Genomic DNA, 25,113 nt, shown 5'->3' with positions numbered 1-25,113 from the left:
GGCTCTGTTGCCCGGAAGCCGCCGCCGCCTCAAGGTCCGGCCGGCAGCGGCAATTGCCACTTTCGCCAGCAGCGGGGGATGCATATAATCCCTTAAAAAACAACCTGCCGGAAGATGCACGGCAGGATGGTGCCGAGGAGAGCATGATGCGCCTGACCTGCCCGAATTGCGCAGCCGAATATGAAGTGCCGGAGGATGTGATCCCAGCCGAAGGGCGGGATGTGCAATGTTCCAACTGCGGCCAGACCTGGTTCCAGACAGCCGCCGGCAGCGCGGCGGCAGAAACACCGGCGCATGATTTCCCGGAGGACAGCGCGCCTCAGGCACCAGAGGAAGCCGCGGCGGCGGCGGAAGTCCCGGAGCCGGACAGCCCGCCAAGCGCCCCTGATGCTGCCGCAGATCATGCCCGGCAGCCGATGCCGGAAACCGATGCCGCGGGCCACGGCGCGGAAGATGACATCGAAGAAGCTTCCGAAGACGTTTTTGCTGAGGCCGAGGAGGACGTTCCGGCAGCGCGTTCCGAAGACACTCCGGCTGAGCAGGCCGAACCGCAGCCGCAACGCTCGCGCGGGCTGGATCCTGCCCTGACGGACATCCTGCGCGAGGAAGCCGAGCGCGAAGCTTCGCTGCGGGCCGCGGAAACCCAGAGTCTGGAGACGCAGCCCGACCTGGGGCTGGAGGAAGCCACCGCACCCGAAGACGAGGCCGCCCGCCGCAGCCGCCAGGCCCGCGACCGGATGGCCCGGATGCGCGGCGAGGATCCGCGCCAGCTGGCCGCTGCCGAAACCGGTTCCCGCAAGGAGCTGCTGCCGGACATCGAAGAGATCAACTCCACCCTGCGTACTGCCGGCAGCGCGGCCCCTGTCCCGCTTGCTATCCACGACGCGCCGCCGGCGCGGCGCAAGAGCAGTTTTGCCCGCGGCTTCTCGCTGTCGCTGATTGCGGCGCTGGTGATGGTGATGGTCTATGACAACGCCAGCCTGATAGCTGAGAAGGTGCCGCAAGCGGACTCCGCACTCAGCAGCTATGTCAGATGGGTGGATCAGATACGCCTTTGGCTGGATGCACTGGTAAAGCCCCAGGCCAGCGCAGAGTAACGGGGCAAGTCCAAGCCCTTCCTTCTAAGACGGAACAAGTCACCCGGCGCTGCTGGCAGCCGGTTCTCAGAACCTGTCCAGCAGCCGCTGCAGGTAGCTGCGTTCGCGCTCGCTGCGCTGCCGTTCGCCAGCCCGGCGGCGGATGTCCTCCAGCAGGTCCCAGGCGCGGCGGTAGGCATTGCCCTCGCCGACCTTGCCGCCGTCGTTCACTGAACCGTTGCTGCGGCCCAGCGGGTCCAGCCGTTCGCCCTGCGCTGTGGCAGAGGGCTGCTGCCCGTTCTGCTGCCCCGGCTGCTGCTGCTGCGCCAGCGCCTCGCCCAGGCTGCGCATCCCTTCGCGCAGCGCCTCCATGGCGTCCGACTGACGGTCGATGGCTTCGGCATTGTCACCGCCGCGCAGCGCATCTTCGGCCCCTTCCATGGCGCGGCCGGCCCGGTCCAGCGCCTCGCGCGCGGCCTCGCCGGCCTCACCGCCCAGATAGGGCAGCCCGTCGCGCTGCTGCTGCAATTGCTGGCGCAGGGCCTGCTGCCGGTCGGCCAGCGAGCCGCCCTGCCCCGGCTGTTCGCGGCCGTTGCCGCCCTGGCCATCGGGATTGCGGCTTTCGGCCCCTTCACCGCCCTGGCCGTCGCCGCGGTCGCCGCCCTGGTGGCTCTGGCCGCGGCCCAGACCGCCGTCGCGGCCCTCATTGCCCTGGCTCTCGCCGCTGCGGGCGCCGGGGTTGAACTGTTCCTGCAGGTCGCGGAAAGCCTGGTCCGACAGTCCCTGCTGCTCGCGCAGGGTTTCCGCCAGCCCCTCCATCGCCTCGCGGCCCTCGTTGCCCTGGCCCTGGCCCTGCTGCGAGCGGGTCATCCGCATGTTTTCCATCATCTGCTGGAACTCGCGCAGCGCCTGCTCGGCCTCGGCCATGCGGCCCTGCTCCATCAGCTCCTGGATGCGGTCCATCATCGCCTGCAGGTCATCCTGGCTGAGCGTCATCATGTTGTCCGGCATGTCGCCAGGATCCATCATTTCACCATCCGCCTCAGCCTGGCGGCTGAGCTGGCGGAGATAGTCCTGGGTCGCCTCCCGCAGCTCCTGCATCAGCCGGGCGATCTCCTGCTCGCTGGCGCCGTCGCGCATCGCCTGGCTCAGCCGCTCCTGCGCCCGCTGCATCCGCTCCAACGCATCCCCCACGTCGCCCTCTTCCAGCTGGATCGCCAGATCCCACAGCGCGGCGGCAATCTCCTCCTGGCGCGGTTCAGGGATGGCGGCTTGCACGGTATAGCCTTCCAGCCGCCGCAGGATGGTGCGCAGCCGCAGGTAGTCGCCGTAATCACGGTAGAGGCCGTCAGGCCGGTGCGACAGGGTGCGCAGGATCTGCGCCACCCGCGGCGCATTGGAGCGCGCCCACAGCAGATCGCGGCGCTGTTCGATCACCGCCGCCGCCAGCGGGTCAAAGAAGCGGCGGGTGACCATATCCGCGCCAAAGCCCGCCGCCGCAGCCGATTGACCGGCCTCATCCATTGCGGAAAAGGTGAAGACCACCGGCATATTGGCCCAGGGGTGCTGAGCGAAATCCTCGATCAGCTTTTCGGTGAACTCCTCGCGGGATCCGGACAGCGGCAGCGGCAGGTCCAGCACCAGCGCCTCGCGCGGGTCGGGATCAGCGGCCAGACCGTGCTGCCGCTCCACCGCGGCCAGATCCAGGGTGATCCGCACCTGCCCGCCGGCCACGCCGTAATCATCCCGGGCGCTGAAGGCGAGCGAGGTGTAACCGTCGTTCTCCAGCTCCGGCTGGCCCGCGACAGCAATCCCGGGCGGATGATCCGGGATCACCTCGACCTGCCAGCTGCGCCCGCCGCTGCCTTCGATGGCGAACCCGCCGTTGCGGGTGACATCAAAGGCCATTGCGCCCTCCGGCGCCGACGGCTGACCGGCGGCAGAGCCCGAGACGGTTTCCGACAGTGTGAGCGCCCCCACCTCGCCATAGAAGCGCAGGGTGACACGGCTGCCCTCCGGCAGTTTCAGCGCGCCTTCGGGCTGGTCATTGAGATAGAGCACCGGCAGGCGTGTATAGGCAGGCGGCTCAGCCCAGCCCTCCCAGGCGGGACCGTTCAGGGCTGCCGGGCCGCCCGTGCCCAGATCCCGGACCGACGCCACCTGCCAGATCGAGCCGAACAGCAGCGCAACCGCCAGGAACAGCCCCGCAACATAGCGCAGCGCATAGGGGTCGGCGGAGGCGACGTTCAGATCAGGCGCAGGTGCGCGGGCCCGGGCCGCGGCCTCGGCCATCCGGCGCTGATGCGCCTGCCACAAAGCGATGGAGGCGGCATCCTCAGCACCGATGGCCTGGGTGTCCAGCAAGGCGCTGACGGGACGGCCGGGCAAGGTTTGGTCGAGCCGCTCCAGCGCCGCCTCCCGGGACGGCCAGCGGAACCGCCATGCGCCCCAGGCAACGGCAGTTGCGGCAGCCAGAACAGCCGCAGTCGCGCCGGTCCAGACCACGGTTTCCGGCAACAGCTGGTGCAGCCCCAGCATCAGCGCCGCCAGCGCCGCCATCAGAACCGAGGCCAGCGGCCAGAAGGCCCGCATGGCGCGTTCGGCCACGAGTCCCGCCCGCGTCAGAGCCACAGGCCAGCGCAGGCGTTTCAGGACCGGATCGGCACGTCTGTCAAAGGGCATTCGGGCCTCATGATCTGATGGCCCGCGCCGGATCGCGCCCGGATCGCTTCAGAGCCACTCCGGGATGGTATCGCGGTTTATCATCTCTTCATAGTCCGGGCGGCGGCGGATAACCGCGAATTGATCCCCATGCACCAGCACTTCGGGGATCAGGGGGCGGGAATTATACTCGCTCGCCATCACCGCCCCATAGGCGCCGGCGCTGCGGAAGGCGACCAGATCACCGGCGGCAAGCGGCGGCAGATCCCGCTGCTTGGCGAATGTGTCGCCGGTCTCGCAGACCGGGCCCACGATGTCATAAGGCTGGCTTTCGGTCCCCGCCGCGGGCTCCTCGACCGGGATGATATCGTGATGCGCCTCATACATCGCCGGACGGATCAGGTCATTCATCGCCGCATCCAGGATCAGGAAATCGCGCCCTTCGCCCGATTTCACATAAATCACCTTGGAGACCAGCTGGCCCGCGTTGCCCGCGATCAGGCGGCCCGGCTCGATCTCAAGCTCACAGCCGAGGTGGCCGAGCGTCTCCTTGACCATCTGGCCGTATTCCACCGGCAGGGGCGGTGCGGAGTTGGACCGCTCGTAAGGAATGCCAAGGCCGCCGCCCAGGTCCAAGCGGCGGATGTTGTGGCCCTCAGCGCGCAGGGTTTCCGTAAGCTCGGCCACCTTCTGATAGGCCAGCCGGAACGGCTCCAGATCGGTCAGCTGCGAGCCGATGTGAACGTCGATCCCCACCACCTCCAGCCCCGGCAGCGCGGCGGCGCGGGCATAGACTTCCTTAGCGCGGGCGATCGGGATGCCGAACTTGTTCTCGGATTTGCCGGTGGCGATCTTGGCGTAAGTCTTGGCATCCACATCCGGGTTCACCCGGATGGTGACCGGAGCCTTGGTGCCCAGCTCCTCAGCCACGGCGCTGATCACTTCCATCTCCGGTTCGGATTCCACGTTGAACTGGCGGATGCCGCCGCTCAGCGCCAGGCGGATTTCCTCAGCCGTCTTGCCGACGCCGGAGAAGACGATCCTGTCCCCCGGCACGCCCGCTGCCTTGGCGCGCAGGTATTCGCCCTGGCTGACCACATCCATCCCCGCACCGGCCTGCGCCAGGGTCTTGAGGATCGCCTGGTTCGAGGCCGCTTTCATCGCAAAACAGACCAGGTGATCAGTGCCCTCCAGCGCTTCGTCGAACAGCCGGAAATGCCGCAGGAGAGTCGCGGTGGAATAGACATAGAACGGAGTGCCCACCGCCGCGGCGATCTCGGAGATGGGAACGTCTTCGGCGAAAAGCGCGCCGTCGCGGTAGAGAAAATGGTCCATAGCCCCGCGTTTAGGGCAAAAGGGGCAGATGGATCAAATGATTCCGCCCCGGGCCCGAGCCCAGCAGCAGCCGGAAACGCCCGCCCGCCGCGAAGCGCATTACAGATGCCCCCTGCTCCCGATGCACCCGGCGCCGCCAGCGTTCCGCTCCGGGCCTGCGGCGGGTTTTGAGTATTTGGGGAAAGATGAAAACACCGGCCTGCGCCTTCATCTTTCCAAAAATACTCATTTAACAACTGCTGCCGAACGCACATCGTCAATGTGTTGCCCCCCCGGCGCACGCCTGCCTCACCGCATCTTAAGCCCGGTCTGGCATGATCCTTCCTGATCGCGGTCACCGCCGGGCCTGACACCCCCGGCACCATGGAACAGGGCCCTTTGGCACGGGCACGCAAAGACGACGTTCAGCGTGCGGGAGAAACCTCCCGTCCCGCCTCCGCCCTTTGGCGGCGCCGCCACTCCTAACCGCTGAAGTTCAGCATATCAGATATGGAACGCTCCGCTGCAGACGGCAGCAGCCAGCAACCGGCCAGGCGGCAAGCCCGGACGGACGTTACTCGTGCTTCTAGAACGTATGGGACACCCCGACCCGGGCCGAGCCGGAGATCTTCACCCCGGTTTCAGCAGGCGGGTGCTTTTGCGGCGCCTTGGCCGCCGGCGCTCCGGTAGCACAGGCCGCAACGCCGATCAGGGCCAGAACGATAACCAAAGCTTTCATCGCAAAATCTCCAAGCAAAAACCGCCCCGGCATAGCGGCGGGGCGGTTAACAGATGGCGGCTGAACGGCTGCGCATCAAGAGCGCGAGGCCGCTAGAACCCCAGGTAGACGCTGACCGGCCCCTTGTGCAGCCCGACCGCGCCGCCGACGTGGACACCGCTGTCGCCGACGCCAACGCCGGCGTTCAGCGTCGGCTGCACCGGCTCGCCGTCGACGCCGCAGGCGGCCAGCGCCGCCAGCCCGATCAGGGCAAAGATCGCATTACGCATTGTCTGCCTCCTTGCAGCAGCCCGGCCCGGACGGCCTCAGCCGCCCAGAATCTCTCTCCAGCGGGCGATCTGGGCGCGCACCTGGGCGGGAGCGGTGCCGCCATAAGACATGCGCGAGTTTACCGAATTCTCAACGCCAAGCACAGTGAAGATGTCGTCGGTGATCCCTTCGTGCACGCCCTGCATATCCGCCAGCGAAAGATCCGGCAGGTCGCAGCCGCGGCTTTCGGCCATCGCGACCAGCGTCCCGGTCACGTGGTGGGCATCGCGGAACGGTACTTTCAGCACCCGCACCAGCCAGTCGGCCAGGTCGGTGGCGGTGGAGAAGCCGGAGCCTGCCGCGGCGGCCAGCGACTCGCGGTTGCCGGTCATGTCCTTGACCATGCCTTCCATCGCCGCCAGCGCCAGCATCCAGTTGTCGGCGGCGTCAAAGACCTGTTCCTTGTCTTCCTGCATGTCCTTGGAATAGGCCAGCGGCAGCCCCTTCATCACCATCATCAGCGCTGTATTGGCGCCGAAGATCCGGCCCACCTTGGCGCGGATCAGCTCAGCCGCATCCGGGTTCTTTTTCTGCGGCATGATCGACGAGCCGGTGGAGAAACGGTCGGAGAGCGTCACGAAACGGAACTGGGCGGAGGACCAGATCACCAGCTCCTCGGCAAAGCGCGACAGATGCACCGCGCTGATCGAGGCGCAGGACAGGAACTCCAGCGCGAAGTCGCGGTCGGATACCGCATCCAGCGAGTTGGCCGCCGGGCGGTCAAAGCCCAGCGCCTTCGCTGTCATCTCCCGGTCGATCGGGAAGGAGGTGCCGGCCAGCGCTGCGGCGCCCAGCGGCGATTCGTTCATCCGTGCGCGGGCATCGCGCACGCGGCTGAGGTCGCGGCCGAACATTTCCACATAGGCCATCATGTGGTGGCCCCAGGTCACCGGCTGCGCGGTCTGCAGGTGGGTGAAGCCCGGCATCACCCAATCGGCGCCCGCCTCGGCCTGCGACAGAAGCGCGCGGATCAGCGCCAGGAGGCCGCTTTCGGCTGCGTCCAGCTGGTCGCGCACCCAGAGTTTGAAATCGGTCGCCACCTGGTCGTTGCGCGAGCGGCCGGTGTGCAGACGGCCCGCGGGCTCGCCGATGATCTCTTTCAGGCGCGCTTCCACATTCATGTGGATGTCTTCCAGCGCGGTGGAAAACTGGAAGGTTCCGCCCTCGATCTCTGACAAAACGGTGAGCAGCCCTTCCCGAATGGCCTCGGCATCATTATCCGTAATGACGCCTGTGGCAGCGAGCATCGCCGCATGGGCCCTGGAGCCGGCAATGTCCTGCGCCGCCATCCGCTTGTCGAACCCGATCGAGGCGTTGATCGCCTCCATGATCGCGTCCGGGCCAGCGGCAAAGCGGCCGCCCCACATCTGGTTCGAGGATTGATCTGTCATGGTGTGGAACCCCGGAGATAATATGCGTCTGTTTCGTCAGCTTTCCCTTTATATGGCCCTCGCCTTGGGTGCAAATGCCGCGACTGCGGCAGATCAGGCGCAGCTTGAGGCCCTGCGCGACGGCTCGATGAAGAAGCTGGTCGTGCACGCCGAGCCGCGCGATGTGTCCGCCGCCGCGTTTGACCTGGCTGATGGCGCGGGCACCGCGACCCTGGCCGACTATCAGGGCAAGATTGTGCTCTTGAACTTCTGGGCCACCTGGTGCGCCCCCTGCCGCAAGGAAATGCCGCAGCTGGAGGAGCTGCAGCAGGAGTTCGGCGGCGAGGATTTCCAGGTGCTGACCATCGCCACGGGCCGCAATTCACCCGCGGGCATCCAGAAGTTCTTTGATGAGAACGGCATCGACAGCCTTCCCCGCCACCAGGACCCGAAGCAGGCGCTGGCCCGCGAAATGGCGGTGATCGGCCTGCCGATCACGGTGCTGCTGGACCGCGACGGCAAGGAGGTGGCGCGGCTGCTGGGCGATGCCGAATGGAACTCGGACAGCGCCAAGCAGATCATCGCGGCAATGATAGGCGAAGACGCCGCCACTGCCTCAGCCGGGAATTGAATAACCCGGACTGATCTGACACACTCTCCCGGTGTTCTGTTAACAAGTATACCGGGAGGGACCCCCATGAAATTTCTGCATTTGGCAGCCTGCGCCCTGGCGCTCAGCATCGCAGCCGCCGCACCGGCCGGCGCGGGCCCCATCAAGAGCGAAAAGGACTTCCTGGCCAAAATCGCCGGCAAGAAGCTGGTGGCCAGCGATCACTGGGTTCTTGCCACCGCTGACGGCAAATTGCAGGGCGTCTCGCCGAAGGGCGAAAAGATCGTCGGCGCCTGGGCCTGGCACAAGCGCTTCTACTGCCGCAATGTCTATATCGGGAAAAAGCAGCTGCCGCAGAATTGCCTCACGGTCACGACCGAGGGAAACACAGTCACCTTCACCCGCGACAAGGGCAAGGGCAGGTCAATCACCTATTCCTTCTGACCCCGCAGCCGCCGCCTGACCCGGCTGAATTTCGCACTATTTCACTCCTAAGGGGGCGTCGCGATCCGGCGCCGTGGTTTAGGGTGGAGCGTGAAATGAAACCTGTTGTGTTACTGATCGGCAAGCTGCCGCATGTGATCGGCAACGTCGCCGAGCAGCTGGACCATCTGCCGATCCAATGGCTGGGCGCGCATGACCAGCCCGAGGTGGTGCGCCAGCTGGAGACCGAGCCGCGCATCGAATGCGTGATCATGGGGGCGGGTCTGGACGACCAGACCCGCGGCGACCTGATCGGCATCATTGCCGCGCTCAGGCCGGATGTCTGCATCCACCTCAAGGACCGCAGCTCAGGCCCCGAAGGTCTGGTGCCCTTTGTCGAGCGCGTGGTGCAGATGCAGGTGCTGAACCATCCCCAAAGCACGGTGCCCGCGGTCTGAACCGCAGCGGCTATCCGGCTACGGCGGCCCTTTCTGCTTGCGGCGGGAGGAGCATCCGCTTGACCCCACGCCACCTTTGACAGCGGCCTGCCTGCCCGCCAGTCTTCCCGGCGGGAGGAAGACATGCCGCTTGAACTGCTGCTGGTTCTGGTCGCGGGCGGGATAGCCGCCATTGCCGCGATCCTGCATCTGACCGGGCGCTCCGCCGGAACCGTGCTGACGGCAGAGAGCGCCAAGCGCGCCTGGCTGCGGCATTGTCCCGGCGACACCGTCCATCACGTTCTGCCCGCCGCCACCGGCCAAGCCGTGCTGATTTCCGCGCACAGCGGCGCGGGCCTGGTCTGGGCCTTTGGCGCAGACACAGCGGCACGGCACCTGCACGGCGCCGCGATCTCCGAACGCTCCGGCGGTTTGCATATCCGTTTCAACGACTTCAGCGCCCCGGGCGTGTCCGTGGGCTTGTCCGGGGCCGAGCGTACCCGCTGGCAGAGAGTAATTGCAGGCGGCGGAGGAACAGCATGAGCGGAGACCTGACCTATCCCGATGCCACTCAGCTGGCAGTGCCCTTCTTCATCGCCGCCATCCTGGCGGAACTCCTGTGGATCGCCCTGAAAAAGCGCGGCGGCCGGTATGAAACACGCGACGCCGTCACTTCGCTGGTCATGGGCGCGGGCAGCGTTGCCGAGGGGCTGCTTTTGGGGTTCATCGCTTGGGGCTTCCTCATGATGCTGTGGCAGATCACGCCGCTGGACATGGGCACCTCGCTCTGGGCGGTGCTGGCCTGCTTTGTGCTGGATGACCTGCGTTATTACTGGGTGCATCGCCTGGGCCACCGGGTGCGCTGGGTCTGGGCGTCGCACGTGAATCACCACTCCAGCCAGCACTACAACCTGACCACCGCGCTGCGGCAGACCTGGACCGGGACCTTCACCTTTATGATGGTGGTGAAGGCGCCGATGGTGCTGCTGGGCTTCCACCCGGCGCTGGTGCTGTTCTGCGGCGGGCTGAACCTGATCTATCAGTTCTGGATCCATACCGAAGCGATAGACCGCCTGCCGCGCTGGTTCGAAGCAGTGATGAACACCCCCAGCCACCACCGCGCCCACCATGGCCGCAATGCCCGCTACCTGGACTGCAACTATGCCGGCGTATTCATCATCTGGGACAAGATGTTCGGCACCTTTGTTCCGGAGCAGGACCACGACCGCCCCGATTTCGGCCTGGTGCACAACATCGCCACCTTCAATCCGCTGCGCGTGGCCTTCCACGAATGGGCAGGCATTTTCAAGGACATGACCCAGCCGGGGCTAACCTGGAAACAGCGGCTGCTCTATGCCTTTGCGCCGCCCGGCTACAGCCACGACGGCAGCCGCGAGACCTCTGCCGGGATCAAGGCCGGGCACCTCGCCCGCCATCCCGAAGATGCCGGTACCCCGGGCTTTGGCGGCTGAAGCCGCCGGGGCGCCAGGCGGATCGGTCAAATTTGAACTTTAATCCCGCCTCAACCCTTTTGCGCGACGCTGCCCGGAGCATCATATTGTGTCAAACCAATGCCGGAACAGGGCCCCAGCAGCACATGAACAGACGAAACGCCATGGCAGACCTGCCCGAAGGCTCCGAAAACCCGCTGAGCGCGGCCGTGGCCGGCCGCGACCGGACCACGCTGGAGATGGTTGCCGATGCGGTAAAGCACGATCAGACCGTCCTGGCCTATCAGCCGGTCATGCAAGCAATGGCGCCGCATGGTGTCGCCTTTTACGAGGGGTACATCCGGGTGCTGGATCCGACCGGCCGGGTGATTCCCGCGCGGGAGTTCATGCATGTGGTCGAGGACAAGGAAGTCGGCCGCGAGATGGACTGCCTGGCGCTGCAGCATGGCTTGCGGACGCTGTCGAAATTCCCGCAGATCCGCCTCTCCGTCAACATGTCGGCGCGCTCCATCGGCTATCAGCGCTGGACCCAGGTGCTCCAGCGGTTTCTGAAAAGCGACGCCACGCTGGGCGAACGGCTGGTTCTGGAGATCACCGAGGCATCGGTCATGGCCGCGCCGGAGCTGGTACTGGATTTCATGGGGCGGATGCAGCAGCACGGCATTTCCTTCGCGCTCGACAACTTCGGCGCAGGCACAACGGCGATCGGCCATTTCCGCCAGTTCTTCTTCGATGCGGTCAAGATCGACGGCCAGTTCGTGCGCGGCATTCACGCCAGCCATGACAATCAGTCGGTGGTACGGGCCCTGATCGGCATTGCCAAGCAGTTTGACATGTTCACCGTCGCCGAGTCGGTGGAAAGCCAGGAAGACGCGGCCTTCCTGGTGGAAAACGGGGTGGATTGCCTGCAGGGCTATCTCTATGGCGCGCCGTCGGTGTCGCCGCCCTGGATCGAAGACCTGAAACAGCGCCAGCAAGCCGGGTGAAGACAGCCCCCGCGCAATTCCCGCCGGCATTGGCGCAGCCAGCCGGAGGCGCCTTGATGCCCGGCACATGGTCTGCGGCGCCCTGCCCCGCGCAATGGCCGCGCTGTAATGGCCGGCGCGTGTCCCCGGCGGTGCAGCTGCGGGCTGCAACCCGGCACCTCGCGTGTGCAAGCGTCTACAGCTTTGTCTTTCCAGCGCCTTTCCCAGCCGCCCCCCCGGCCGCCGCCTGCCGCCCGGGTCCGCTGCTCTGCGGCATCCCCTCCCTGTGCTGACGGAAATCCTATGGCGGAGGACGTTTCTGGCGGTTGACTCTTCCGCTCCGCCTGAGACACCCTGTCAATTGCTGCACGTGCAGCAATAGATTATGCCGATACCGGGAGGATACGGGAAATATTGTTGCGCAAACGCGGCTCGAACGTGTGCGCGGCGCTTTTCCGGGAGACCAAAATGAAGGCAGAGGACCCAAATCAATGACCAATGTTGTAATCGCATCGGCCGCGCGCACCGCCGTCGGCTCCTTTGGCGGCGCGTTCGCCAATACCCCTGCCCATGATCTGGGCGCCGCGGTGCTCGAAGCCGTGGTGGAGCGGGCCGGTGTGGACAAATCCGAAGTTTCGGAAACCATTCTGGGCCAGGTGCTGACCGCCGCCCAGGGCCAGAACCCGGCCCGTCAGGCGCATATCAATGCGGGCCTGCCCAAGGAAAGCGCCGCCTGGGGCATCAACCAGGTTTGCGGCTCCGGTCTGCGTGCCGTTGCACTGGGCGCGCAGCACATCCAGCTGGGTGACGCCTCCATCGTCGCTGCAGGCGGCCAGGAAAACATGACCCTTTCGCCCCATGCCGCGCATCTGCGCGCGGGCCACAAGATGGGCGACATGAAATACATCGACACGATGATCCGCGACGGTCTGTGGGATGCCTTTAACGGCTACCACATGGGCCAGACCGCCGAAAACGTGGCCGAGCAGTGGCAGATCTCCCGCGACATGCAGGACGAGTTTGCGGTTGCCTCGCAGAACAAGGCGGAAGCGGCACAGAAGGCGGGCAAGTTCGCCGATGAGATCGCGGCCTTCACCGTCAAGCACCGCAAAGGCGAGACCGTGGTGGACAGCGACGAATACATCCGCCACGGCGCCACCATGGAAGCGATGCAAAAGCTGCGCCCGGCCTTCACCAAGGACGGCTCGGTCACTGCGGCCAACGCCTCCGGCCTGAACGACGGCGCCGCCGCCACCCTGCTGATGAGCGCCGATGAAGCCGAGCGCCGCGGCATCGAGCCGCTCGCCCGCATCGCCTCCTACGCCACTGCCGGTCTTGACCCGTCGATCATGGGCGTCGGTCCGGTCTATGCTTCGCGCAAGGCGCTGGAGAAGGCCGGCTGGTCGGTCAACGACCTGGATCTGGTCGAAGCCAACGAAGCCTTTGCCGCCCAGGCCTGCGCGGTGAACAAGGACATGGGCTGGGATCCGTCGATCGTGAACGTGAACGGCGGCGCCATCGCCATCGGCCACCCGATCGGCGCTTCGGGCTGCCGGGTTCTGAACACGCTTCTGTTCGAAATGAAGCGCCGCGGCGCCAAGAAAGGCCTGGCCACGCTGTGCATCGGCGGCGGCATGGGCGTCGCAATGTGCGTGGAGCGCCCGTAAGTGGCGCAGAACCGCTGATATCCAAGGGCGCCCTATTGGGGCGCCCTTTTTCTTTTACAATTCAGCGGTATTCCGCGGGTGCGACAATTTTTTGCGGCAATGCAGAAATTTCACGACGCAATATTGTTGCGCTCAGACAACCAAAACTGTAGCAAGATTACCAAAGCAAAAACTCATCTGGAGGATTCTCTGAATGGCACGTACTGCACTCGTCACCGGCGGTTCCCGCGGCATCGGCGCAGCAATTTCCCAGGCGCTGAAGGCGCAGGGCTGCAATGTGGCCGCGACCTATGCCGGCAATGACGAAGCCGCGGCGAAATTCACCGACGAAACCGGCATCAAGACCTATAAGTGGAATGTTGGCAGCTACGAGGAAAGCGCCGCCGGCATCGCCAAGGTCGAAGAGGAAATGGGCCCGATCGACATCGTGGTGGCCAACGCCGGCATCACCCGCGACGCGCCCTTCCACAAGATGACGCCGCAGCAGTGGCAGGAAGTGATCGACACCAACCTGACCGGCGTGTTCAACACCGTGCACCCGGTCTGGCCCGGCATGCGCGAGCGCAAGTTCGGCCGCGTCATCGTGATTTCCTCGATCAACGGCCAGAAGGGCCAGTTCGCGCAGGTGAACTATGCCGCCACCAAGGCCGGCGATCTGGGCATCATCAAGTCGCTGGCCCAGGAAGGCGCCCGCGCCGGCATCACCGCCAACGCGGTCTGCCCCGGCTATATCGCCACCGAGATGGTGATGGCGGTGCCGGAGAAGGTGCGTGAATCGATCATCGGCCAGATCCCGGCCGGCCGCCTGGGCGAGCCGGAAGAGATCGCCCGCTGCGTGGCCTTCCTGGCTTCCGACAACTCGGGCTTCATCAACGGCTCGACCATCTCCGCCAACGGCGCGCAGTTCTTCGTCTGACACGCTGAACCTCTGACAGCCCGCGCCCCGCAATGCCGGGGCGCGGGACCCGTGCAGGCGGCGGCAGCCGCCTTGAGCCGCAACTGGTTGCGGGCACGCGAAGCACTACCCTTATACGTGCAGCAGAGAGGGAGTGCAGATCATGCAATTCGTGATGTCCAACCGGCGTGCCGGAAAGTTCCAGGAAACCGAAAAGATCGCCTCACGCGCGGCCCTGTCCGCGGCACTGACGGCGCTGCCCCCGGCCACTCATATCCAGTCGCAGACCCGCCCGGACGATGATCTGGCCCGGCACAGTGTTGTGCTCGAAGGCACCCCGGCTGAGATGCTGGCGCTGGATACGGCGACCCCCAGCGACGTGATCGTCGAGCCGCTGATCCTGCACGAGCGCGAGGGTGCGCTCTCCATGTTCAAACAGGCCCGGGCGCCCTTGGCGGGGCTGATGCACGTCGCGTCCGCAGGGGCTGCGCCGCTGGAGTTCCACGTGCGCGGCGGCGGCGCGCCGCTGGCGCAGGCCACCGTCATTCTGTTCCTGCGGCGCCTGGATGGCGAGGTGATGCGGGAGGAGGCCCGCACCGGGGCAGACGGGATCGCCGCCTTCCCCGGCAACCCGGCCTTTCAGCCCCTGGCCGCCATCGTCAAACCCTATGCAGGTTTCTGGGCGCGATGGGCGCAAGTCTCGGGGCAGAAGACCACGGTGGTCTGCAGCAAGCTGCCGGGCAACCGGCGGCTGGACTGGTGGCATCACGCCAGCGGCGTCAGCAGTTTCGCGCCGGACGCAGGCGCGGGCATCAGGGTCGGCGTCATCGACACCGGGCTGGGGCCGCACCCCCATCTTCAGGGCACCGACCACGGCGCCTTTATCCTCGGCATCCACGACCCCGAAGGCGGTGCGGATGCGGATGTGCATGGCACCCATGTGGCCGGCACCATTGCCGGGCGCCCGGGGGAGATTCTGGTGCATGGCGGCATCGCGCCGGGGGTTGAGCTGCACTCCGCCCGCGTCTTTCCGCCCGGCGAAGGCGCTGCGAATATCGACATCGCCGATGCGATCGACCGCCTCAGCCGAGCGGGCGCGGATCTCATCAACCTGTCGCTGGGCGCACCGGTCAAATCGGAGGTGGTCCAGGACGCGGTCCAGGACGCTGCCGAGCGCGGCACCTTGTGCCTGTGCGCCGCCGCCAATTCGTTCGAGTTCGTGCATTTCCCGGCCGCCCTGCCGGAAACCGTCGCGGTTTCCGCCGCGGGCAAGCTGGGCACGGCGCCGGAGGACTCCGTTTCGGGCGGCCAGCTGCCGGATCAGCCGGAGCTGTTCGGCCTCGACGGGTTCTACTTCGCCCGCTTCTCCTGCTTCGGCCCGGAGATCGACGCCATCGCGCCGGGGGTCGGCATCATCGCGCCGGTTCCAGCCCGGCACGGGCTGGCCGCGCCTTATGCGGCTCTGGACGGCACCTCCATGGCGACACCGGTGGCCTGCGGCGTGCTGGCGCGGGTGCTGGCGGAGGATGCGTCTTACCTTGCGATGCCGCGCAACATCTTCCGCAGCGACCTCGCCCGCCACCGGCTGCGGGAAATTTGCAGGACGATCGGACTTTCTGCCATACATGAAGGGCACGGAATGCCCCGAAGCTGAAGCAGAGGCCGGGCCTATGGCCGATTATGTGATTGCAGTGAAGCGCACCATGCGGGAGGAACTGCCGCAGAACTGGCAGAGCCAGCTGGAAGCCATTGACGGGCTCACGCTGCTCAGCCCGCCTGCCCCGGAGCGGGTGCTGGTCTCCGCCAGTCCGGACGCCTTGCGCCATCTGGACGCGCAGCTGGGCCGCTACCTTAGGGTTGAGCCGCTGATCCGCCACCAGACCTCCCGCTGAAGCGGCTGAATGCGGAAACGGCAAGGGCCAGCCCCGGGGGCCGGCCCTTTTCCTATCCCGTAAAAACCTTGCGCGCTCAGGCCCAGCGGGAAACCCTGGGGCGGAGGGCTGGCACCGGTTTGCTGCTAAACAGCCAGGTCCAGGCCCGTTTCAGCACCTGGCCGCGCTCAGCGTGGGCACGTGCCATGGCAGACTTCACGGCGGCATCAGCAGAATATTCCAGCATTTCAGGCCTCCTTTCGGATCAGTATCCTTTACCTGCACCCAATATGAGGACGTTCCGTCAATCGCACAAACGAGACTTTCCCGGCGTTCAGTTAAGGTATACTTATGTGAGTATGTCTGATCGCCTGCCGCCCCTCACCGCTTTGCGCGCCTTTGACGCTGCTGCCCGCCACATGTCCTTTGCCAAAGCGGCGGAGGAGCTGAACGTCACCCCTGCCGCGCTGTCCTTTCAGATCAAGTCGCTGGAGGAGCATCTGGGCCAGCCGCTGTTCCGCCGCCTGAACCGCGCGGTGGAGCTGACCGAGGCAGGCAAGACGCTGGCGCCCGGCGCTGCGGAAGGGTTCGAAGCGCTGACCGCTGCCTGGCGCTCAGTGCGGCGGCTGCAGGACAACACCACGCTGACGGTGACCGCGGGGCCGGGATTGACGGCGAAATGGCTGGCGCCGAGGCTCTATGAATTTGCCCGCGCCCATCCGGAGATCGACCTGCGGTTCTCCGCCACCCTGCGGATGCTGGATTTTGTCCGCGATGACGTCGATGTGGCGATCCGGTTCGGCTATGGCCCGGATGAGGGGCTGTATGTGCTGCCGGTGCCGCCGGAATGGGTGACGCCGGTTATGTCGCCGGAGCTGGCCGAGCGTTACACGACGCCGGAAAGCCTGATGGAGGCGCCGCTGATCTTTGACAAATCCATCAACTTTCTGGATCCGCCGTGCGACTGGCCGGCCTGGTTCCGCACCCAAGGGATCGATTTCACCCCCACCCACGGTTCGCATTTCTCGCAAGCCGACCATGCGATCGACGCCGCGGTTGCGGGCGCCGGCGTGGCGCTGGGGCGGCGCGGCATGGCAATCACCGATCTGCACGCGGGCCGCCTGGTGGCGCCGTTCAAGACCGCCATCGAGACCAAGGCGCATTTCCGGTTTCTGTGCGCGCCCGGAACGGAAAACCGGCCGCAAATTGCAGCCTTCCGCGACTGGTTTGTTGCCGAGATCGAAAAAACCGCCTACGTCTCGGAGGCTTTCGAGATCATTCCAGTTGAGGACATCCCGCCGCCATGACCAAGACCCGCGCGACCGCCATCGGCTTTATCGCTGTTCTGTTGTGGTCGCTGCTGGCGCTGCTGACGGTGGGGTCGGAGCCAACGCCCCCGCTCCTGCTGAATGCGCTGTGTTTCACCATCGGCGGCACGCTGGGGATGATCTGGACCGCTGCGGCGGGCAAGCTGAAGCAACTGCGACATGTGCCGGTCCGGGTTTACATCTTCGGCACGCTGGGGCTGTTCGGCTATCACGCGCTCTATTTCTCGGCCCTGCGGCTGGCTCCAGCGGCCGAGGCCGGGCTGATCGCCTACCTGTGGCCGCTGCTGATCGTGCTGTTTTCCGGCCTGCTGCCCGGCGAGAAGCTGAAGGCGGGGCACCTGATCGGGGCCGGCCTGGGCTTTGCCGGGGCGGCCACCATCATTTCCGGCGGCGGCGGCGGGTTTGAGGCGCAATACCTGCCGGGCTACGGGCTGGCGCTGCTCTGTGCGCTGACATGGTCCGGCTATTCGGTGCTGTCGCGGCTGCTGGGCGGGGCGCCGACCAGTTCGGTTGCGGTGTTCTGCCTGGCCACCGCCGCGGCCTCCTGGGGGCTGCATTTCGCGCTGGAGGAAACGGTGTGGCCCGCGGGCACGCTGGGCTGGGTCTCCACCCTGCTGCTGGGCCTCGGCCCGGTGGGGCTGGCGTTTTACGTCTGGGACATCGGCGTCAAGCAGGGGGACATCCAGATGCTGGGAACCAGCTCATACGCCGCGCCTTTGCTGTCGACGCTGATCCTGGTGCTGGCGGGGATCGCCGCGGCTTCCTGGGGGCTGGCGCTGGCGGCGGCACTGATCACCGGCGGGGCGCTGATTGCGGCGCGGGCCAGCGCCGGCACAGCAAAGCAACCCGAATAAAAAGAGGGCCGCCGCACGGGCAGGCCCTCCGTCTACTACTGTGCCGGGTTCTCCGCCCCGGCGGGAACTCTTCAGACTGCTTCAGCTGTCAGGCGCGTAATCTCTTCCTTCAGCTTTAGCTTTTGCTTTTTCATTGCTGCGATTTCCAGATCGTCGCTACTGGGCGATCGTTGGGCCTGTTCCACTTCCATGCTCAGATGCTCGTGCTTCTTCTTAAGTTCGGTCAGATGCGAGCTGAGGCTCATGGCAACCCTCCTTCTTTGAGCTAGATGTGTTTGACAGAAAGAGTGGACCACAAGTTTCGGCGTCTGTCACGCTGCAGCCGCAGTATTTTTGTCATGAAATTTTCATATCGGCTATGCGCCGCGCATTTTGCCGCAGGCGGTGGCGCATTCCAGCAGAAACAGGTGGAATTGGATTCGCCAAAGGTTGAAACCTGCGTGGGGCGCCCCTAAGTTTGCGCCGCCGGAGAAATCCGTCTCAGGCGGGCCAAGGCAAGGCCGCGCCGTCGCGCAGGACCGCACGGATATGCGGCGTATAGCTCTCTCCGTCGCGCTCGTGCCGGTCGCCTTCGTGCAGAATCAGCGGCGCATGGAGACGGAAGTCCGCCCGGCCGCCCTTGCGCGCGCGCAGGATCACCAGCTCTGCCGCGCGGCCGGCGCGCGGGGCCAGCGGCAGCACCTCAACCGATCCCAGGACGCCGCCGCAGGCGGTCAGCATATCCGGCAGGCGGTCCGCCCGCTGGATCATGTGCAGATAGCCCTTGGGCGCCAGCCGCCGGGCCGCCGTGCTGATCCAGTCCGCCAGCGGGGTCTGCTCCCCCAGCGCCACCTGCCGCCCGGCATCGCGCGCCTGGCTGTGAGCGCCGGCTTTGTAATAGGGCGGGTTGGCGATCACATGCTGGAACTGCCGCTGCTTCAGCGCCTCCGGCAAGGCGGCGAGGTCAGCCTCGAACACCTCCATCTCCTGCCGGTTGGCAGCGGCGTTGCGCCGGGCCAGCTCCGCATAAGCAGCCTGCAATTCGATCCCTGCAAGAGAAAGACCCGGCACCCGTGCCGCAAGGCACAGCAGCGCCTGACCGGCACCGCAGCCCAGCTCCAGCACCGCTTCCCCCGCCCGCGCGGGGGCCGCTGCCGCCAGCAGCACCGGATCCACCCCGGCGCGGTAGCCCTTGTGCGGTTGCCACAGCTGCACCCTGCCGCCCAGGAAGGCGTTGCGGCTCAACTCGTCCTCAGTGAAGGTTTTCATCGTCCCAGCGGGATTTCATTGTCGCGCATCACCACCAGCGCGTCCTCGTAATCATCGGCGCGAACCATCAGCCGGCGCGGGAAAATTCCGATGCTGCCTTCCAGGACGCTCATATTTACGTCCATTTGAAAGCAGTCTATATCCTCACCCTCAAGAAGGGCGGAGGCAAAGGCGATGATCGTCGGATCGGTGCTGCGCAAAAGCTCTTTCATGGAATTGGATCTAAGGGCAAGGCGCGCGCCTTGTCGAGCCTTGCAAGCGGGAAAGTGATGGACCAAGTGATGACCCGGAAGCCGCACGAAATGCTGGCCGCCACGCTGAGCCAGGAGCTGGAGGCGGTGAATACGCTGATCCGCACCCGGATGGCCTCCGAACACGCGCCGCGCATTCCCGAGGTTACTGCGCATCTGGTTGAGGCGGGCGGCAAGCGGCTGCGGCCGATGCTGACGCTGGCGGCGGCGCGGCTGTGCGGCTACGAAGGTGATCATCACCTGAAACTGGCCGCCACAGTGGAGTTCATCCACACCGCCACCCTGCTGCATGACGATGTGGTCGACGAAAGCGCCCAGCGGCGCGGCCGGCCGACCGCGAACCTGTTGTGGGACAACAAGAGCTCGGTGCTGGTCGGCGACTACCTGTTTGCCCGCAGTTTCCAGCTGATGGTTGAGACGGAGTCCTTGCGGGTGCTGGACATCCTCGCCAATGCCTCTGCCACCATCGCTGAGGGCGAAGTGCTGCAAATGACCGCGGCGTCGAACCTGAAGACCGATGAAAACATTTACCTGCAGGTGGTGCGCGGCAAGACCGCGGCGCTGTTCTCCGCTGCGACAGAGGTGGGCGGGGTGATCGCCGGCGCGCCGGAGGCGCAAGTGAAGGCGCTGTTTGAGTATGGCGATGCGCTCGGAATTGCATTCCAGATTGCCGATGATCTGCTGGATTACCAGGGCGACAGCAAGGCGACCGGCAAGAACGTCGGCGACGACTTCCGCGAGCGCAAGCTGACCCTGCCGGTGATTAAGGCGGTGGCGCAGGCGACGGATGAGGAGCGCGCCTTCTGGACCCGCACCATCGAGAAGGGCAAGCAGCAGGACGGCGACCTGGAGCAGGCGCTGGCGCTGATGGCGAAATACGGCACGCTGGAGGCCACCCGCGAGGATGCCCTAGGCTGGGCGGCCAAGGCGCGGGATGCGCTGGAGGTGCTGCCCGATCACGAGATCCGCACCATGCTGAGCGATTTGGCCGATTACGTGGTGTCACGCCTGAATTGACCGGTCAGAGGGGGCGCTGCCCCCTCGGCCTTGCGGCCTCACCCCCGGAGTATTTTTGCAAAGGTGAATGGGCAAGCCGGCGGCGCGCCGTGCGTCAGCGCGGCGCCTGGCCCAACGGCGGGCGAGCATCTTTGATGCGCCGTCCCGCGGGCGGGAGATCCCCGGTCAAAGCCGGGCGTTTCAGGTCAACGTGACCGCGCTGCACCACCAGTCCGGATGCTCCGCCCCGATCTCATAGGCCGCCATATGGGCGGCCTTCTTCGTGGGGTAGAGCGCAAAACAAGTGGCGCCGGAGCCGGACATGCGGGCCAGAAGCGCCTGGCGGGAGCTGCGCAGGTCGGACAGGGTCCGGTCGATTTGCGGGGCGAGACTGCGCGCCGGGGCTTCCAGGTCGTTGCGCTGTTCGCCGAGCCAGGCGGCGCAATCCTCAGCGGAAGCAAAGGACGGTATGTGTCCGGGCATCGGCGGGTTGTCACGGGAGGCAAGCGCGGAAAACACCGGTCCCGTAGTCACATGCACACCCGGATTGACCAGCAGCGCGTGCAGTTCCGGCAGCTCGACCGGTGCGACCTCTTCACCGATACCCTGCATCCGCACCGCCCGGGCGGTCATGCAGACCGGCACGTCGGCGCCCAGCGACAGGGCCAGCCCTTCGGGAATGCCGCCCCCCTGCCCGGCAAGCGCGCGCAGAACTGCGGCAGCATCAGAGGAGCCGCCGCCGATGCCCGCCCCGTGGGGCAGCTGCTTGTCGAGGCTGATCCGCCCGGTCCAGCCCGCCCCCGCGGCGGCCTTCCACACCAGATTCCGCTGATCCGCGGGCACGCCTTCCGCGAAGGGGCCGGTAACTTCCAGCGCCAGCTCCGGACCCGGGTCCAGCCGCAGGCGGTCGCCGGTGTCCGCAAAGACCACCAGGGAATCCAGCAGATGATAGCCGTCCTCGCGGCGGCCGGTCACATGCAGGGTCAGATTGATCTTGGCGGGTGCAAAGACCTCAGCCGCCATTGGCCACCTTCAGGGGCGCAGCGCCCTCCTCGGCCAGCACCGCATCCAGGCCGATGTCCAGCTTGCGGCGGATGCGCTCGGGGTCGGCCTCGCCATCGGTGTCTTCCGGGTCGATAAAGGAGAGCGCCCGCTTCCACTGGAACTCCGCCTCGCGCGCGCGGCCCACGGCCCAGTAGACGTCGCCCAGATGGTCGTTGACCACCGGGTCCACCGGCATCAGCTCCACCGCGCGTTCCATATGCGCTACCGCCTCGTCAAAGCGGCCCAGGCGGTAGAGCACCCAGCCCAGGGAGTCGACGATGTAGCCGGAGTCGGGCCGCGCCGCGACGGCGCGCTCGATCATGTTCAGCGCCTCATCCAGCTTGCTGCGCTTTTCGACCAGCGAATAGCCCAGGTAGTTCAGCACCTGCGGCCGGTCCGGCTCCAGCGCCAGGGAGGCGCGGAAGTCCGCCTCGGCCTGCTCCCACTGGTCCAGACGCTCGTGGCAGATACCGCGGGCATAGAGCAGGAACCAGCGGCTGCCGGAGTCTTCCGGCGAGTTGGCAAGCGCCTTGTCGTAGGCCCGGGCTGCGGCGGCATAGTCCTCCTGCTGGCGCAAGAGATCGCCCAGGCTGACGTAGACGCCCGGCTGGTCCGGGAATTGCCGCGCCAGCTGCTCCAGCACTTCGATCGCCGCATCCGGCTTGGCCGCGCGGCGCAGGGCCTCGGCCCGGCCCAGTTCGGCGGCGTGGTAGTCGGGATGGCTGCGCGGCACCTGCTTGTAGGTCGCCACCGACAGCTCATACCGGCCCAGCTGATCCAGCAGGCTGGCGCTCAGCAGGATCGCATCCACATGGTCGGGGCGCAGCGAGGCGGCCATGCGGACATACATCAGCACGTAGTCATTGGCAGTATCGCCATTGAGCGCCGCCCCTAGGGTAAAGAAGACCTCGGCAATCCCCTCACGCGGGCCGGGGGCGATGGTATAGGCAAGCGTTTCGCCGTTCTGCAACTGCGCATCCAGCGCTTCCAGCCCGGGGTCGAGGCGGCTGCCGAAGGCTGCTTGCAGCGTCTCACGCGCCTCATCGTTGCGGCCCAGCTGCGACAGGATCTGCACACGCGCCACCGCGGCGCGGCGGCTGAGGCTGGCCAGGCGGCCGTCCTCGGCGGCAAACAGCGCCTCGGCACCGCCGTAGTCCCCGGCAGACGCCAATGCAAGCGCCCGGTGGTAGAGCACGAAAGGTTTCAGGCTGCCGTCCTTGGCCAGCCGGTCGAAGGTTTTGAGCGCGCTGGACACCGAGCCGGTGCCGATATGCGCCCAGCCTTCCAGCAGGCCGTCGACCAGCGGGTGGATCGCTTCGCGTTCAAGATCACGGTCAAGAATCGCCTGGTATTCCCCGGCCGCCGCATGGCCGCCCGCAATCACCACATTGGCGACCTGGCTGCGCGCGCCGGTCTGCAGCAGCCGCTGCGCCACCGGCACCGCCAGCTCTGCCTTGCCCATTGCGAGCTGCGCGAACACCACGTTTTCCATCAGGAGCGGATTCTGCGGATCGCGCGCCAGCGCCTGGGTGTAATAAAGCGCCGCCGCGGCAAAATCGCTGTCATAGGTCGCGGCGCGCCCGGCCAGGTAGGACCCTGCCAGCCCTTCGGCCTGCACAGCAGGTGCGGACACGGCCACCAGGGCCGCACTTGTCAGGGTGCGAAAAATGGATACGGGCACGCGGGACCCCCTTACGATTTACTGCTCTAGCTCTTCTAAGAAAGCGTAGTGCGCCGTCCGTCAACACGCAATGGGGCGGCCCAAGGACCGCCCCTTAAAATCCGGCGAAAGCGCGCCGAAAATTTAAACTTCCCGTTACATGTTCGGGTAGTTCGGCCCGTCGCCGCCCTGCGGCGTAGTCCAGGTGATGTTCTGGGACGGATCCTTGATGTCGCAGGTCTTGCAGTGGACGCAGTTCTGGAAGTTGATCACGAACTCCGGCTGGCCGTCCTTTTCCACCACTTCGTAAACACCGGCCGGGCAGTAGCGCTGCGCCGGTTCCGCGAATTTCGGCAGGTTGACCCGGACCGGGGTGTCCTCGTTGCCCAGGCGCAGGTGGCAGGGCTGGCTTTCCTCGTGGTTGGTCATCGAGAAGCTGACGTTGGTCAGCCGGTCGAACGACAGCACGCCATCGGGCTTGGGATAGTCGATCGGCTTGTGCTTGGAGGCTTCCTCGGTCGCTTCGGCGTCGTTCTTGCCGTGGCCCAGGGTGCCGAAGAAGGAGAAGCCCAAAAGGTTGTTGGTCCACATGTCCAGGCCGCCCAGCGCCAGCGACGCAGTGAGACCCCACTTGGACCACATCGGCTTGACGTTGCGGACCATCTTGAGGTCCTTGCCAATGGCGCCTTCGCGCACGTCGGTTTCATAAGCGGCCAGCTCGTCGCCGGACCGCTCTGCCTTGATCGCGTCATAGGCGGCTTCGGCCGCGGCCTTGCCCGACAGCATCGCGTTGTGGTTGCCCTTGATGCGCGGCACGTTGACCATGCCCGCGGAGCAGCCCAGCAGCGCCACGCCGGGCGCCACCAGTTTCGGCATCGACTGCCAGCCGCCTTCGGTGATCGCGCGGGCGCCGTAGGCCACGCGCTTGCCGCCCTTCAGCAGCTCGGCCACCACCGGGTGGTGCTTGAAGCGCTGGAATTCCATGTAGGGGAACAGGTGCGGGTTCTTGTAGTTCAGGTGCACCACGAAGCCCACGTAAACCTGGTTGTTGTCCAGGTGGTAGATGAACGACCCGCCGCCCGCGTTGGAGCCCAGCGGCCAGCCCATGGTGTGGGTGACGGTGCCTTCCTTGTGCTTGGCCGGGTCGATCTCCCAGATCTCTTTCATGCCGACGCCGTATTTCTGCGGCTCCTTGCCGTCGGAGAGGCCGTATTTGGCGATCACTTCCTTGGAGAGCGAGCCGCGCACACCTTCGCCGAGGAAGACATATTTGCCGTGCAGCTCCATGCCGGGCTCATAGGCCGGGCCGGGGGTGCCGTCGGGGTTCTTGCCGAATTCACCAGCAACCACGCCCTTCACTTCGCCATTGTCGCCATAGACCAGTTCGGAGCACGCCATGCCCGGGAAGATCTCGACACCCAGTTCCTCGGCCTGCTCCGCCATCCAGCGGCAGACGTTACCCATGGAGACGATGTAGTTGCCGTGGTTGTTCATCAGCGGCGGCATCGGGAAGTTGGGGATGCGGACGTGGCCGGCTTCGCCGAGCATGTAGAAGTTGTCTTCCTTGACTTCCACGTTCAGCGGCGCGCCTTTTTCCTTCCAATCGGGGATCAGCGCGTTCAGGCCGCAAGGGTCCAGCACCGCGCCGGACAGGATGTGCGCGCCCACCTCGGAGCCCTTTTCCAGGACCACGACCTGCAGGTCGGCGTCCAGCTGTTTCAGGCGGATGGCCGCGGACAGACCGGCAGGGCCGGCCCCGACGATCACCACGTCGTATTCCATCGCTTCGCGTTCAATCTCGGCCATCTGCGGCGCTCCTTGGCTTTCTGTTCGCTACCGGCCCCACCGGGCGCAATTTTGTGTCGCGGCTGCTTAGCGTTTGCCAGCCCTGCTGGTCAATCCAAACTCTGCGTCAGGCCCCTGTAAAACAGGCTATCGCGACAA

The 25,113-nt window shown here is 65.9% G+C and carries 26 protein-coding genes; 14 read left to right on the top strand and 12 right to left on the bottom strand.

The window, feature by feature from the left end; translation table 11 throughout:
* Window positions 1–146: 146 nt before the first annotated feature.
* Window positions 147–1,097, top strand: a complete 951-nt coding sequence (locus ACXAED_RS12470; RefSeq protein WP_475050181.1) for a zinc-ribbon domain-containing protein — start codon at window positions 147–149, stop codon at window positions 1,095–1,097.
* A gap of 66 nt (window positions 1,098–1,163) precedes the next feature.
* On the opposite strand, the gene ACXAED_RS12465 is transcribed toward ACXAED_RS12470, so the two are convergent.
* From ACXAED_RS12465 to argH, 5 genes are all read right to left on the bottom strand, one after another.
* Entirely contained in the window at window positions 1,164–3,758 is a 2,595-nt protein-coding gene (locus ACXAED_RS12465; protein ID WP_475050179.1) for a TIGR02302 family protein, read from the bottom strand.
* Between the two features lie 48 nt (window positions 3,759–3,806).
* The gene (gene lysA / locus ACXAED_RS12460; RefSeq protein WP_475050176.1) at window positions 3,807–5,072 is read right to left on the bottom strand and encodes a diaminopimelate decarboxylase; all 1,266 of its coding nucleotides are present in this window, start codon (window positions 5,070–5,072) and stop codon (window positions 3,807–3,809) included.
* A gap of 565 nt (window positions 5,073–5,637) precedes the next feature.
* Window positions 5,638–5,790, bottom strand: coding sequence for a hypothetical protein (locus ACXAED_RS12455; protein WP_475050173.1), 153 nt, complete (start codon window positions 5,788–5,790; stop codon window positions 5,638–5,640).
* A gap of 92 nt (window positions 5,791–5,882) precedes the next feature.
* Window positions 5,883–6,059, bottom strand: coding sequence for a hypothetical protein (locus ACXAED_RS12450; protein WP_475050170.1), 177 nt, complete (start codon window positions 6,057–6,059; stop codon window positions 5,883–5,885).
* A 36-nt stretch (window positions 6,060–6,095) separates the two neighbouring features.
* Complete coding sequence (gene argH / locus ACXAED_RS12445; protein ID WP_208856265.1) at window positions 6,096–7,490, bottom strand: argininosuccinate lyase; 1,395 nt, start codon at window positions 7,488–7,490, stop codon at window positions 6,096–6,098.
* A gap of 22 nt (window positions 7,491–7,512) precedes the next feature.
* Between argH and ACXAED_RS12440 the strand changes: the two genes are divergently transcribed.
* The 10 genes from ACXAED_RS12440 to ACXAED_RS12395 all read left to right on the top strand — a co-directional run bounded on the left by ACXAED_RS12440 (window position 7,513) and on the right by ACXAED_RS12395 (window position 15,809).
* Window positions 7,513–8,100, top strand: coding sequence for a TlpA disulfide reductase family protein (locus ACXAED_RS12440; protein WP_475050166.1), 588 nt, complete (start codon window positions 7,513–7,515; stop codon window positions 8,098–8,100).
* Window positions 8,101–8,166: 66 nt separating this feature from the next.
* Window positions 8,167–8,523, top strand: a complete 357-nt coding sequence (locus ACXAED_RS12435; protein ID WP_475050163.1) for a hypothetical protein — start codon at window positions 8,167–8,169, stop codon at window positions 8,521–8,523.
* A 95-nt stretch (window positions 8,524–8,618) separates the two neighbouring features.
* Window positions 8,619–8,960: a hypothetical protein gene (locus ACXAED_RS12430; protein ID WP_475050161.1), complete on the top strand. Its 342-nt coding sequence runs from the start codon at window positions 8,619–8,621 to the stop codon at window positions 8,958–8,960.
* Window positions 8,961–9,083: 123 nt separating this feature from the next.
* A complete protein-coding gene (locus ACXAED_RS12425; RefSeq protein WP_475050160.1) occupies window positions 9,084–9,482 on the top strand; it encodes a hypothetical protein in 399 nt (132 codons plus the stop codon).
* Window positions 9,479–10,411 carry a sterol desaturase family protein gene (locus tag ACXAED_RS12420; protein ID WP_475050157.1) on the top strand — a complete coding sequence of 311 codons (933 nt, stop codon included), beginning with the start codon at window positions 9,479–9,481 and terminating at the stop codon, window positions 10,409–10,411. Before ACXAED_RS12425 ends, ACXAED_RS12420 begins: the two co-directional genes overlap by 4 nt.
* A 125-nt stretch (window positions 10,412–10,536) precedes the next feature.
* On the top strand, window positions 10,537–11,376 hold the full coding sequence (locus ACXAED_RS12415) for an EAL domain-containing protein (protein WP_475050154.1): 840 nt from the start codon (window positions 10,537–10,539) through the stop codon (window positions 11,374–11,376).
* Between the two features lie 470 nt (window positions 11,377–11,846).
* Window positions 11,847–13,022, top strand: coding sequence for an acetyl-CoA C-acetyltransferase (locus tag ACXAED_RS12410; protein WP_475050151.1), 1,176 nt, complete (start codon window positions 11,847–11,849; stop codon window positions 13,020–13,022).
* 193 nt (window positions 13,023–13,215) lie between these two features.
* Window positions 13,216–13,938: an acetoacetyl-CoA reductase gene (gene phbB, locus ACXAED_RS12405; protein WP_475050148.1), complete on the top strand. Its 723-nt coding sequence runs from the start codon at window positions 13,216–13,218 to the stop codon at window positions 13,936–13,938.
* Between the two features lie 142 nt (window positions 13,939–14,080).
* On the top strand, window positions 14,081–15,571 hold the full coding sequence (locus ACXAED_RS12400) for a S8 family peptidase (protein ID WP_475050147.1): 1,491 nt from the start codon (window positions 14,081–14,083) through the stop codon (window positions 15,569–15,571).
* Between the two features lie 16 nt (window positions 15,572–15,587).
* Window positions 15,588–15,809, top strand: coding sequence for a hypothetical protein (locus tag ACXAED_RS12395; protein ID WP_475050145.1), 222 nt, complete (start codon window positions 15,588–15,590; stop codon window positions 15,807–15,809).
* Window positions 15,810–15,885: 76 nt separating this feature from the next.
* Here the strand turns inward: ACXAED_RS12395 and ACXAED_RS12390 are convergent, their stop codons facing one another.
* Window positions 15,886–16,035: a hypothetical protein gene (locus ACXAED_RS12390; protein WP_475050142.1), complete on the bottom strand. Its 150-nt coding sequence runs from the start codon at window positions 16,033–16,035 to the stop codon at window positions 15,886–15,888.
* Between the two features lie 112 nt (window positions 16,036–16,147).
* On the opposite strand from ACXAED_RS12390, the gene ACXAED_RS12385 reads away from it, so the two are divergent.
* Window positions 16,148–17,095 (top strand): transcriptional regulator GcvA, encoded by a 948-nt coding sequence (locus ACXAED_RS12385; RefSeq protein WP_475053108.1) that lies wholly within the window; start codon window positions 16,148–16,150, stop codon window positions 17,093–17,095.
* Window positions 17,092–17,970 carry an aromatic amino acid exporter YddG gene (gene yddG, locus ACXAED_RS12380; RefSeq protein ID WP_475050141.1) on the top strand — a complete coding sequence of 293 codons (879 nt, stop codon included), beginning with the start codon at window positions 17,092–17,094 and terminating at the stop codon, window positions 17,968–17,970. The genes ACXAED_RS12385 and yddG overlap by 4 nt, the downstream gene beginning before the upstream one ends.
* A gap of 71 nt (window positions 17,971–18,041) precedes the next feature.
* On the opposite strand, the gene ACXAED_RS12375 is transcribed toward yddG, so the two are convergent.
* The 3 genes from ACXAED_RS12375 to ACXAED_RS12365 all read right to left on the bottom strand — a co-directional run bounded on the left by ACXAED_RS12375 (window position 18,042) and on the right by ACXAED_RS12365 (window position 19,430).
* Window positions 18,042–18,215 (bottom strand): YdcH family protein, encoded by a 174-nt coding sequence (locus tag ACXAED_RS12375; RefSeq protein WP_222479456.1) that lies wholly within the window; start codon window positions 18,213–18,215, stop codon window positions 18,042–18,044.
* A gap of 235 nt (window positions 18,216–18,450) precedes the next feature.
* Window positions 18,451–19,218 carry a tRNA1(Val) (adenine(37)-N6)-methyltransferase gene (locus ACXAED_RS12370; protein WP_475050138.1) on the bottom strand — a complete coding sequence of 256 codons (768 nt, stop codon included), beginning with the start codon at window positions 19,216–19,218 and terminating at the stop codon, window positions 18,451–18,453.
* Window positions 19,215–19,430 carry a putative signal transducing protein gene (locus tag ACXAED_RS12365; RefSeq protein ID WP_475050135.1) on the bottom strand — a complete coding sequence of 72 codons (216 nt, stop codon included), beginning with the start codon at window positions 19,428–19,430 and terminating at the stop codon, window positions 19,215–19,217. The genes ACXAED_RS12370 and ACXAED_RS12365 overlap by 4 nt, the downstream gene beginning before the upstream one ends.
* A 57-nt stretch (window positions 19,431–19,487) precedes the next feature.
* Between ACXAED_RS12365 and ACXAED_RS12360 the strand changes: the two genes are divergently transcribed.
* The gene (locus ACXAED_RS12360) at window positions 19,488–20,486 is read left to right on the top strand and encodes a polyprenyl synthetase family protein (protein ID WP_475050133.1); all 999 of its coding nucleotides are present in this window, start codon (window positions 19,488–19,490) and stop codon (window positions 20,484–20,486) included.
* A gap of 180 nt (window positions 20,487–20,666) precedes the next feature.
* Here ACXAED_RS12360 and ACXAED_RS12355 read toward each other — a convergent pair whose 3' ends face one another.
* The 3 genes from ACXAED_RS12355 to ACXAED_RS12345 form a co-directional block, all read right to left on the bottom strand.
* Entirely contained in the window at window positions 20,667–21,488 is an 822-nt protein-coding gene (locus ACXAED_RS12355; protein ID WP_475050131.1) for a 4-(cytidine 5'-diphospho)-2-C-methyl-D-erythritol kinase, read from the bottom strand.
* Window positions 21,478–23,190, bottom strand: coding sequence for a tetratricopeptide repeat protein (locus ACXAED_RS12350; protein WP_475050128.1), 1,713 nt, complete (start codon window positions 23,188–23,190; stop codon window positions 21,478–21,480). Before ACXAED_RS12350 ends, ACXAED_RS12355 begins: the two co-directional genes overlap by 11 nt.
* 135 nt (window positions 23,191–23,325) lie before the next feature.
* Entirely contained in the window at window positions 23,326–24,975 is a 1,650-nt protein-coding gene (locus tag ACXAED_RS12345; RefSeq protein ID WP_475050126.1) for an electron transfer flavoprotein-ubiquinone oxidoreductase, read from the bottom strand.
* Window positions 24,976–25,113: the final 138 nt, after the last annotated feature.

The organism is Leisingera sp. ABM4_103, assembly GCF_056158685.1.
Note: the sequence above shows the minus strand (reverse complement) of the source record. Positions and strands in the feature narration are given on the sequence as shown.

Bases quoted from the DNA above. Each gene is read 5' to 3' on its own strand.
- ACXAED_RS12345 (WP_475050126.1), bottom strand. From the start codon at position 24,975: ATGGCCGAGATTGAACGCGAAGCGATGGAATACGACGTGGTGATCGTC.
- ACXAED_RS12435 (WP_475050163.1), top strand. From the start codon at position 8,167: ATGAAATTTCTGCATTTGGCAGCCTGCGCCCTGGCGCTCAGCATCGCA.
- lysA (WP_475050176.1), bottom strand. From the start codon at position 5,072: ATGGACCATTTTCTCTACCGCGACGGCGCGCTTTTCGCCGAAGACGTT.
- ACXAED_RS12455 (WP_475050173.1), bottom strand. From the start codon at position 5,790: ATGAAAGCTTTGGTTATCGTTCTGGCCCTGATCGGCGTTGCGGCCTGT.
- yddG (WP_475050141.1), top strand. From the start codon at position 17,092: ATGACCAAGACCCGCGCGACCGCCATCGGCTTTATCGCTGTTCTGTTG.
- ACXAED_RS12385 (WP_475053108.1), top strand. From the start codon at position 16,148: ATGTCTGATCGCCTGCCGCCCCTCACCGCTTTGCGCGCCTTTGACGCT.
- ACXAED_RS12415 (WP_475050154.1), top strand. From the start codon at position 10,537: ATGAACAGACGAAACGCCATGGCAGACCTGCCCGAAGGCTCCGAAAAC.
- ACXAED_RS12450 (WP_475050170.1), bottom strand. From the start codon at position 6,059: ATGCGTAATGCGATCTTTGCCCTGATCGGGCTGGCGGCGCTGGCCGCC.
- ACXAED_RS12400 (WP_475050147.1), top strand. From the start codon at position 14,081: ATGCAATTCGTGATGTCCAACCGGCGTGCCGGAAAGTTCCAGGAAACC.
- ACXAED_RS12370 (WP_475050138.1), bottom strand. From the start codon at position 19,218: ATGAAAACCTTCACTGAGGACGAGTTGAGCCGCAACGCCTTCCTGGGC.
- ACXAED_RS12425 (WP_475050160.1), top strand. From the start codon at position 9,084: ATGCCGCTTGAACTGCTGCTGGTTCTGGTCGCGGGCGGGATAGCCGCC.
- ACXAED_RS12430 (WP_475050161.1), top strand. From the start codon at position 8,619: ATGAAACCTGTTGTGTTACTGATCGGCAAGCTGCCGCATGTGATCGGC.
- argH (WP_208856265.1), bottom strand. From the start codon at position 7,490: ATGACAGATCAATCCTCGAACCAGATGTGGGGCGGCCGCTTTGCCGCT.
- ACXAED_RS12390 (WP_475050142.1), bottom strand. From the start codon at position 16,035: ATGCTGGAATATTCTGCTGATGCCGCCGTGAAGTCTGCCATGGCACGT.
- ACXAED_RS12365 (WP_475050135.1), bottom strand. From the start codon at position 19,430: ATGAAAGAGCTTTTGCGCAGCACCGATCCGACGATCATCGCCTTTGCC.
- ACXAED_RS12375 (WP_222479456.1), bottom strand. From the start codon at position 18,215: ATGAGCCTCAGCTCGCATCTGACCGAACTTAAGAAGAAGCACGAGCAT.
- phbB (WP_475050148.1), top strand. From the start codon at position 13,216: ATGGCACGTACTGCACTCGTCACCGGCGGTTCCCGCGGCATCGGCGCA.
- ACXAED_RS12360 (WP_475050133.1), top strand. From the start codon at position 19,488: ATGGACCAAGTGATGACCCGGAAGCCGCACGAAATGCTGGCCGCCACG.
- ACXAED_RS12470 (WP_475050181.1), top strand. From the start codon at position 147: ATGCGCCTGACCTGCCCGAATTGCGCAGCCGAATATGAAGTGCCGGAG.
- ACXAED_RS12440 (WP_475050166.1), top strand. From the start codon at position 7,513: ATGCGTCTGTTTCGTCAGCTTTCCCTTTATATGGCCCTCGCCTTGGGT.
- ACXAED_RS12395 (WP_475050145.1), top strand. From the start codon at position 15,588: ATGGCCGATTATGTGATTGCAGTGAAGCGCACCATGCGGGAGGAACTG.
- ACXAED_RS12420 (WP_475050157.1), top strand. From the start codon at position 9,479: ATGAGCGGAGACCTGACCTATCCCGATGCCACTCAGCTGGCAGTGCCC.
- ACXAED_RS12465 (WP_475050179.1), bottom strand. From the start codon at position 3,758: ATGCCCTTTGACAGACGTGCCGATCCGGTCCTGAAACGCCTGCGCTGG.
- ACXAED_RS12410 (WP_475050151.1), top strand. From the start codon at position 11,847: ATGACCAATGTTGTAATCGCATCGGCCGCGCGCACCGCCGTCGGCTCC.
- ACXAED_RS12355 (WP_475050131.1), bottom strand. From the start codon at position 21,488: ATGGCGGCTGAGGTCTTTGCACCCGCCAAGATCAATCTGACCCTGCAT.